We start from the raw sequence: 9,490 nt of genomic DNA, 5'->3' as shown, positions 1-9,490 counted from the left end.
CCTGCCTTTTCTGCAAAATTTGATAAAAGCGATAAATAAAGAATTTGCCGACGTTTCAATTGTGATACTCTCTTTTCAACATCCACCCAGGGCGCAGGAATATTTGTGGAATAATAATAAGGTTATTTCTTTTGGAGGAAAAAATAAAGGGAAATTTCTAAGGCGTATCCTATGGGTAAAGGTGTGGCGAAAATTGAGCACACTGAATAAAAAAAATAATATCAGGGGGTTGTTTAGCCTTTGGCTTGGTGAATGTGCGTTGCTGGGAAAACGCTTTGGCGAAAAATATGATATTGCACACATGGCCTGGATACTTGGGCAGGATGCAAGGCCGGGTAATAAGTATGTATCAAGAATGAAACCAACGCCGGGAGAATTAATCGCAATTTCCGACTTTATAGCGAATGAGCTCTTTGCGAATTATTTAATAAAGCCAACTCATGTTATACCTAACGGTGTAGACACCACGCAATTTAGCATGATGCCTGCTGAGAGAACAATTGACATCATTGGCGCCGGGTCATTGATATCTTTAAAACAATATCATTTATTTATCGGGATCATCAAAGAACTTAAAGAAAAATATCCCGGAGTTCAGTCATTTATTGCTGGCCAGGGACCTGAAAAGGAAACTTTACAGTCATTAATCACGAACCTTGAATTGGAAGATAATATTTCATTGCCGGGTGAGGTAGCGCACAGAACTTTGCTTGGATTAATGCAGCGGAGCAAGATATTTCTTCATCCTTCTTCTTATGAAGGCTTTAGTATGGCGTGCCTTGAAGCGCTTTATGCGGGTTGTTACGTAATTAGTTTCTGTAAACCTATGGAAGTAGATATAGACCATTGGTACGTGGTGGGTACTAAGGAAGAAATGATGGGAAAGGTTATTGAAATTTTAACTTTGGATAACTTAGATGATAAACCAGTATTACTTTACCGGGAAGTGGATACAGCAGCTTCCATTATGAAATTATTTTAAGAAAGCACTTTCACAAGCCCTATGAGGGAATCAGCAATAGATTGAAACGATAGTGAATTTTTAAAATGATTCACAACAGATAAGGCTAGTTCTTTTTTATTTATACTGTCGAGTTTTAATAAAGTTTTTAAAAGACTTTCGCAGTTTTGTGCCTCAAATAAAAACCCATACGTACCATTGCAGGTTATCTTATTAAAGGATGCAATGTTTGTAACTATTGGAATGCATCCACAGGCCATTGCTTCAAGCAACGAGTAACCCGTACTTTCTTTGATGCTTCCGGAAACATAAAAATCTGCTGCGCTATACCATGTTTCCAAATCATCGTGAGCGACTTTGCCCTGCAATAAAACTGAAGATTTTAAATTTTCATTTCCTGCTAACTTTTCTGTGATCTCTTGCAAGAGTTCAGTCGTTTGAAATATCATGTACAACTTTGCTTCAGGATGAATAGTAAAATATTTTTCAAAAGCACTTATTACTGTTAACGGATCTTTACCGATGTTTAACCTGCCGACCCATAAAAAATTTTCATTACCAGCCATGCCAATTTGTTGCTTGCTCTTTTCTCTGTCTCTTTGATTAAAATAAGTTGAAGCTTCCAATACTTCGCAGCATTTCTCTTTCGCAGATATTATTCCACTTTTGATCCATTCATTTGCATTTTCAATGCTTGTAAAAAGGTATTTGTCAATAGATCGATCGGCGATTTTCTGTAATAATTTTTTTACACCATGGTGAGGACTCGCTCCGTGATGTTGCACAATGAATTTTGTTTTTCTTCCTATGGTGAATCTTAATGCAAGCAGTTGCAGCGGGAAAATCAGGCCCTGAATTAAGATAATATCCGGAGCCTGCGTTTTTATAAAGTGATGCGTTTTGAATGGGATATTAAGGAACGAATTCCGCCGTTTAAAGAAATTACAAGCAATGTTATTTATCGATATCTCACCTTCATAATTCATGTGTTTAATAAGCCTGAAGTTTAGTTTCTGGCCAATAAATTTCACGAAGCCCGGGGCTGCCTTTTGTAACTCCATAACTTCACATGGTTCTGAAATATCACCATGCATATGATAATTGAGATCAATAAGCTTTATCATGCTGATTTTTATTAAGACTTATTGGGAATTGAACGCCGGGATAATAAGACGATATCTTTTTCATCAAACCCGGAAAATCACCAAACAAATATTTTACGTTATTATCAACACATATCCTGCTATACCCATTTGGAGACACGCCGACAGCCGATAATTGATCGTCTAAAATTTTATCATATAAGCAAATTTTTCCCTTATGCATTATCATTAGAATATCTCCAGGATTTATGGAATAAAATGCATCGAAACCTTTTTTGCCCTTTGCCCTTGCAATGCACAAGTCTGCATTCTTATACAGAGAAAGAGAGCCGATGTTATTTTCTTTCCAAATATTGGCTGCCGATTTGGTTAGCGAATCAAATAATTCCTGGTCAGTTAAAAGAAGGGAGTCCCTGGCGGAACGAAGATGTTCCCATAAATTCCATGGTGCGGTAAGTGTTGAATCTGTTCCAAAAAGAATAGTTGTTTTGGATTTTAGTTCATCGATAGGCGCTGACGCGGTAAGCATAAAATTGTTGGAAGCAGGGCACCAGACCAGCGCACGGAAGGCTTTTGCCTGGTATTCATCCATCGCAACGCCATGCACGCCGATAATTTCTCTTTTGAACAAATTCCATTTGATCAGTTCATTAATTTCTTCATGCGACTGTTTATCGGTTCCTTCTCCAATGTGAATTACGAAGGGTTGATTTTTTTTAAAGATGTTATTCAGTCTCAATTTCCATCTTTTCTCAAACTGAACAGAGTGCAAAGAATAATTATTTTGAAGAACAGAAATTATTTCGTTTTTGATGGGCAATGGTTCGCCATGATGGACCACAGTGGTAACACCATTTAGAAGATTTTTGTAAAGCCCCCACTCGGTCCTTAGTGGTTGCGGAATTTTCAATACAGCCTGGATCGCTTCTTTATTGCATGCATGGATGTCTTCGCCCCACTCTTTATAATTGTGATAGACCCTGTTTGCTATTTGCGGAAATAAATTGAAATCAAGATGGTCGTGTGAATTGATTAAACCGGGAAATACTATGGCATCTTCAAAAAAAATAGTATTGTCGACATTAAAATTTTTGATTTCAGCGTGACTGGCAATGTTGTTTATTTTCCCTCCGTCCACTTCTATATTTACCAGTTCATTACTTTCGATGATTTTCAGATTACATAACTGCATTATCTTTTTTTAAAAGTATCCCATAAATAACCGGAGTTCCTTTCCATGTTTCATAAACATTGATCGCATTTTGAGCCTCATAAAAATGCTTTGCCGATTCGTCGATGGGCTTCTCCACTAAACGCAATACCTGTAAGCCAAGTTGCCCGGTTGCTTCTTTAATATCATCAATCGTGTGGACATAATTCTTAATGGCAATTGTCTTTTCATGATAACTAAAAGTTCGCTTACCACCTTTAGCCAGAACCTCCGGATGGTAGTCGGTAATGATCATCGTTCCGCCTGGTTTTAAAACACGATTCCATTCCCGCAGAGCCTGTTCGGCGTTTTGAATGTGAGCGATTGTAAGTGTAGACAAAACGCAATCGACAGATTCATCCTGTAATTCAGGCAATTTATTGCCGGATAACAAATGGGTTGTTGCATGAGGAAATTTTTCTTTGAGTTTTTTCAACATCCCCTCAGAAACATCGTATCCAAAAACCTGTTTTGGGTTTTTATCAAAAATCTTTTGCCAATGACGCCCGGTGCCACAGCCCACATCGGTCAATATTTTATTTCTTATATCAATGGAGTTGAGCAGAACAGAAAATATTTCTTCATCCCACGCCAGCATGAGATTATGCGGTTGGTCGTCATAATTTTCTGCCCAGAGGTTATAGGCAGTTTCCGCAGGCTTATATTTCTGTTTAAAAAAAAGGCTGGAGAAATATGTTGGAAGTTTAGAAAGTGCCGGCATTTTTTAAGCAATTTTTGAAGAACAAATTACCTAAAATGTGATATAAATAACTATAAAAGCGTAGCAACCTTCCGGCTTTTTTTTTCGTTTGGGTCATGATGAACAAGATTCTTTTATACAATCCTAAGAGTGCCGTTGCTAAACATCGGATCCCTAACTCCATCATGAACATCGCCGCTTCGGTTGATGGCATTTATGATTGGGTTATCGTTGACGGAAACCGCGAAGAACATCCGTATGAAAAAATAAGTAGCTACCTGGCCACAGGTGAATTTAAATACGTAGGCTTCACCGTTATGCCCGGGCCACAAACCAAACAGGCAATCCCCTTCTCCAAAAAAATTAAAGATCAATTTCCGGGTACAATTATAATTTGGGGTGGTTATTTTCCAACCAATCACTACAAGGTGGTATTAAATTCTGGTTATGTAGACTTTGTTATTAATGGTCCCGGTGACCATGCTTTTCCAAAGTTAATCGAAGTATTGGAAAATGATAAGCCGTATGACCAGGTTAAAAATCTTATTTACAAATTAAACGGGAATATCGTAAAGAATCTAAAAGAAGATTTAATTGAACAGGACAATCTCCCGGCATTGCCTTATGATAAATTACATGAGTTTTATTCTATTGATAAATATTTAGGCAAGACCTATTTGGGAAATAAAACACTGGCATACCATTCAAGTATTGGCTGCCCTTTTACCTGTTCGTTTTGTGCTGTAGTTCCCACTTATGAAGCGAGATGGAAGGCGAAATCGGCAGAGCATGTTTACAGAGATATAAAATATATTAAAGATAAATGGGGTGCCGACGCCATTGAATTTCATGATAACAATTTTTTTGTATCTGAGAAAAGGGCCGTGGCATTTTCAAAGCTGATCAGGCCTGAGAAAATGAACTGGTGGGGTATGGCAAGGATTGACACCATGAGCAAATTCAAAGATGAATCGTTAGCCCTCATCCGTGAGGCGGGATGTAAAATAATTTTTTTTGGTGCGGAAAGCGGGAATGATAAAGTGTTGCATCAGCTTGATAAAGGCGGCACACAAACTGGCGAACAGATTTTACAGTTTGCTGAAAGATTGAAGAAATTTGACATCATTCCTGAATATTCATTTGTGTTGGGAACTCCTGCTACTTCGGAAGAAGAAGTAATGGCGCAAATAGAATTCGACATCAACTTTATTAAGAAAGTAAAGGCCATAAATCCTTCAACAGAAATTGTTTTATACACCTACAGCCCCGTGCCGACAGAAGGTTCTGATTTATTTAATGAGGTGATGGCTACCGGTTTCGAGTACCCGAAGAAACTTGAAGATTGGGTAAGCCCGCAGTGGGAGCGATTTGATCTGCGTAAAAACCCGTTGACTCCATGGCTTACGTCTGAAATGATTGCTAAGATCAGGGATTTTGAAACGGTGCTGAATGGATACTATCCAACGGTATCGGATATACGATTGAATAATGTGAAACGGTCAGTAATCAGGTTAGTCGCAGGTCTTCGATATAAAATAAATTTTTATCAGTTTCCATACGAAATAAAGTTGCTTCAAAGAATTTGGAAATATCGCCAGCCGGAAATCCAGGGCTTCTAAAATTAAATTATGACACTTGTATGATCTAAAAATTATAAAAGGCTTTTTACCGCAGCACGAGGCTTCAATTGAAGACAGCTTTAATGAATTATACATCGCCCTACGGTTAAAGGAAGGGAGAATATACAGCAATGAAGAAGTATCGTTACTTCCAAAAGTGCTGCCCGGTCACCGGTATTTTAAAGAATGGAATGTGCGACGGCATAGCTCGGATAAATTGTTACAATATATCAGGAGTAAAAGCAATATCTGTAATATACTGGAAATAGGCTGTGGTAATGGATGGCTTTCTGCTAAATTAGCAACCGTTGCAAGAGGTAATGTAACCGGTATTGATATTAATATCGTGGAATTGGAACAAGCACGAAAAGTTTTTGGAAAAGTTCCCAACCTGCGATTTTTGTATGGGGATATCCGATCCGGTATCCTGAAGGATCAAAGGTACGACCTCATTGTCTTTGCCGCATCCATTCAATATTTTCCTTCACTTGATGAGATACTAAAAGTTGCCCTGAGCCACTTAACACTACAGGGAGAAATACACATTCTTGATAGCCCACTTTATCGATTTAATGAAATTGCAGAAGCCAGGCAAAGAAGCAAAAAATATTATACTGAAACCGGATTTCGCGAAATGTCAGCGTACTATTTTCATCATAGTATTGAAGATCTGAAGCCTTTCAGGTTTTCTATATTGTATAATCCCCACACATTGAATAACAAATTGATGTTTCATAAAAATCCATTTCATTGGGTAGTAGTAAAAAACTCTTATTTCTAAAATGCTAAACCAGTCGTTAACCGATATCTATAAACGCTATGCAACTTTGCGCACACATCGTATAAAGGCTTTGCCCATTGCTATATTAATGCCGCATAGTGCGTGTAACTGCCGCTGTATAATGTGCGATATATGGAAAGGCAATCGTAATTTAAAGCAACTCACAGAAGGTGATATTACTGGCCTCATGAATTCTTTTCAACGATTGGGTACAAGACTGGTGCTCATGTCGGGAGGAGAAGCGTTACTCAATCCTGACTTTTTCAGATTTTGTGAAATATTAAAAACACAAAATATTAAGGTAAACTTACTTTCAACCGGGTTAACGCTTAAAAAGAATGCGTCGCAAATTGTAAAGTATGTGAACGAAGTAATTGTATCCCTCGATGGTGATGAACTAACGCACGACCGTATACGAAATATACCGGAAGCGTTCAATAAACTTTCTGAGGGTATCACAGCGATCAGGCTGATAGATCCTTCTTATAAAATAACAGGCAGGACGGTAATACACCGGCTCAATTACAGTAAATGGCCGGCTATTATTGAAGCCGCTAAATACCTCGGGTTAGACCAAATCAGCTTTCTTCCTGCAGATGTGAGCAGCCATGCTTTCAACCGTGAGATGACATGGGACGAAACCAGGCAGCAGGACATTCTTTTGTCTTTTGAGGATTTATCCAAATTGAAAATTGTGTTGGAAAAGTTGCTGAATGTGTATGCAAAAGAATTTGAAGATAATTTTATTGCGGAATCCCCGGCGAAGGCCTGGAATATTTACAAATACTATGCAGCATATCATGGGCTATGCTCTTTCCCCTATAAGAAATGCAATGCACCATGGGTTTCAACAGTTATAGAAGCAGACGGAACGGTTCGACCATGCTTTTTTCATAAGGCCATGGGAAACATCAGGTCGGAAGAGTTAGATAGTATTTTAAACAACCGGCATGCGATTAATTTTAGAAAGAAACTGGATGTAAATGAAGATGAAACCTGCAGGAAGTGTGTTTGTTACTTACATCTTTCACCCGGGAATAGTCTATAAAGAATATGAATAATAAAATACTTTTCTCTCATTCTTATTTTTTACGCTTTGATCCAAAGCAATGGTCAACAGGGCAACCCTATGCTCCTTTGGGAACATTGTACGCCGCTTCCCTGATGCGAAAGAACTGTTATAGTGTTTCATTATTCGATACAATGTTTGCTCACACACCTGAAGAACTCAGCATGCATCTTGAAAAAGAGACGCCGGATTTCTTTGTGATTTATGATGATGGATTTAATTATCTCACAAAGATGTGCCTTACCAATATGAGGGATGCTGCATTTAGAATGATTCAAATAGCAAAAGAAAAGGGATGTACAGTTATTGTATCCGGCTCTGACGCAACTGACCGTTATGAAATGTATTTGCAACAAGGAGCAGATTTTATAATACTGGGAGAAGCAGAACTTACGCTCCTCGAAGTTCTAGGCGAGTTTAAAAAAGAACATCATGATTTTTCTGCTATCCGGGGCCTGGCATTTCTACAGAATAATTCAGTGGTAAAAACTGCTAAAAGAAATGTGATGAAAGAACTGGATGATCTTCCTTTTCCTGCATGGGATCTTATAGACATAGCGCCTTACAGGGAATCATGGATGAAAAAGGTTGGTTACTTTTCTTTGAATATGGCTACTACGAGAGGTTGCCCGTTCAAATGCAATTGGTGCGCAAAGCCTATTTATGGAAACCGCTACAACACACGTTCGCCGGAGAACGTAGTTGCTGAATTAAAAATGCTGAAAGAAAAATTCAACTTTGATCATGTTTGGTTTTGTGATGACATTTTTGGATTAAAACCCGGTTGGGTAAAAGCGTTTGCACGAATCATTGAAAAAGAAAACCTGCACTTCAGGTTTAAGATGCAGGGGAGGGTTGATCTCTTATTGCAGGAAAATGCTGTTAATTATCTTGCAAGAGCGGGATGCGAAAATATATGGATGGGCGCCGAAAGCGGTTCACAAAGAATTCTTGATGCTATGGATAAAGGAACAACGGTGAAACAGATTTACCAGGCAACCCGTTTGTTAAAGAAAAATAATATTAAACCTTCTTTTTTCATACAGTTCGGTTATCCGGGTGAAACAAAAGAGGATATTAAAAAGACAATTGCAATGATACACGCGTTATTGCCTTACGAAATTGGAATTTCCGTTTCTTACCCTTTGCCCGGAACAATTTTTTACGAAAAGGTAAAAGCCGAATTGGAGAATAAAACAAATTGGACCGATTCGGACGAAATGGCTTTAATGTTCCGCAATACTTATCACCCGGCTTTTTACAAACAATTGCATACTTATGTTCACAAGAGTTATCGGATGCATTTGGCGCTTGCTAACTGGAAACAATTATTGATGCATCCTGTAAAGAGCAATTTAAATACCATTAAAAAAGCGTTGTCAGGATTTTACTATGCCCCTGCGGCTTTAATTGAAAAAAGAAAATTATATCAACTGGAAAAAGTATAATGCATATCGTTTATACAAATAGAAATGAAAAACTGGCTGCCGCCGCCTTCTCGTCCCAGGCAATTGTTTTTGATCAATTATATGCTGAAAATAAAATCGTACAGTACAAAAGAGAACGGGTAAGGGCTCATTTAAGGAAATATATCCAGGCAGGAGATTGCGTGCTTGAATTGAATAGCGGCACAGGGCAGGATGCCATATGGCTTGCTCAACAAAATTGCCTGGTTCATGCCACAGACATTGCAAGCGGAATGCTTGAAGTATTGCAGGAGAAAATTGTGGAAGAAGGCCTCGAAAGTTTGGTAACCAGCGAATTGTGCTCTTTTACAGACTTGAAAAACTTACAACAAAAGGGCCCTTATGATATGATCTTCTCCAATTTTGCCGGATTAAATTGTACAGATAAACTGGATACCGTGCTTACTTCATTTTCTCCATTAATAAAATCAAAAGGGATTGTTACGCTGGTGCTATTACCCAAATTCTGCCTTTGGGAATTTTTACTCCTTTTTAAAGGGGAATTCAAAACGGCAACAAGACGATTCTTTAGCAGGAAGGGGAGAAGTGCCCGCGTGGAAAATACTTATTTTAAGTGCTGG

At 38.3% G+C, this 9,490-nt stretch carries 9 protein-coding genes; 6 read left to right on the top strand and 3 right to left on the bottom strand.

Annotated elements, in window-relative coordinates; translation table 11 throughout:
* Positions 1-982 (top strand): glycosyltransferase (locus ACO1O5_RS16570; RefSeq protein WP_486272175.1); only part of this gene is annotated, 982 nt, incomplete at its 5' end.
* Here the strand turns inward: ACO1O5_RS16570 and ACO1O5_RS16565 are convergent.
* Genes ACO1O5_RS16565 through ACO1O5_RS16555 form a run of 3 tightly spaced genes read right to left on the bottom strand, consistent with a single transcriptional unit; the run spans position 979 to position 3,995 of the window.
* On the bottom strand, positions 979-2,085 hold the full coding sequence (locus tag ACO1O5_RS16565) for a glycosyltransferase family 4 protein (protein WP_486272173.1): 1,107 nt from the start codon (positions 2,083-2,085) through the stop codon (positions 979-981). The genes ACO1O5_RS16570 and ACO1O5_RS16565 overlap by 4 nt on opposite strands.
* Positions 2,069-3,256, bottom strand: coding sequence for an amidohydrolase family protein (locus ACO1O5_RS16560; RefSeq protein ID WP_486272171.1), 1,188 nt, complete (start codon positions 3,254-3,256; stop codon positions 2,069-2,071). The genes ACO1O5_RS16565 and ACO1O5_RS16560 overlap by 17 nt, the downstream gene beginning before the upstream one ends.
* On the bottom strand, positions 3,243-3,995 hold the full coding sequence (locus ACO1O5_RS16555; protein ID WP_486272170.1) for a class I SAM-dependent methyltransferase: 753 nt from the start codon (positions 3,993-3,995) through the stop codon (positions 3,243-3,245). Before ACO1O5_RS16555 ends, ACO1O5_RS16560 begins: the two co-directional genes overlap by 14 nt.
* A gap of 98 nt (positions 3,996-4,093) precedes the next feature.
* Between ACO1O5_RS16555 and ACO1O5_RS16550 the strand changes: the two genes are divergently transcribed.
* From ACO1O5_RS16550 to ACO1O5_RS16530, 5 genes are all read left to right on the top strand, one after another.
* The gene (locus tag ACO1O5_RS16550; RefSeq protein WP_486272169.1) at positions 4,094-5,593 is read left to right on the top strand and encodes a B12-binding domain-containing radical SAM protein; all 1,500 of its coding nucleotides are present in this window, start codon (positions 4,094-4,096) and stop codon (positions 5,591-5,593) included.
* 16 nt (positions 5,594-5,609) lie between these two features.
* Positions 5,610-6,374, top strand: coding sequence for a class I SAM-dependent methyltransferase (locus tag ACO1O5_RS16545; RefSeq protein WP_486272167.1), 765 nt, complete (start codon positions 5,610-5,612; stop codon positions 6,372-6,374).
* A 1-nt stretch (position 6,375) separates the two neighbouring features.
* The gene (locus ACO1O5_RS16540) at positions 6,376-7,422 is read left to right on the top strand and encodes a radical SAM protein (RefSeq protein WP_486272165.1); all 1,047 of its coding nucleotides are present in this window, start codon (positions 6,376-6,378) and stop codon (positions 7,420-7,422) included.
* Between the two features lie 5 nt (positions 7,423-7,427).
* Positions 7,428-8,891, top strand: a complete 1,464-nt coding sequence (locus ACO1O5_RS16535; RefSeq protein WP_486272163.1) for a B12-binding domain-containing radical SAM protein — start codon at positions 7,428-7,430, stop codon at positions 8,889-8,891.
* Positions 8,891-9,490 (top strand): SAM-dependent methyltransferase (locus ACO1O5_RS16530; protein ID WP_486272161.1); only part of this gene is annotated, 600 nt, incomplete at its 3' end. The genes ACO1O5_RS16535 and ACO1O5_RS16530, both read left to right, overlap by 1 nt.

It is taken from the genome of Ginsengibacter sp. (assembly GCF_057362405.1).
This window is presented reverse-complemented; position numbering and strand designations above follow the sequence as displayed.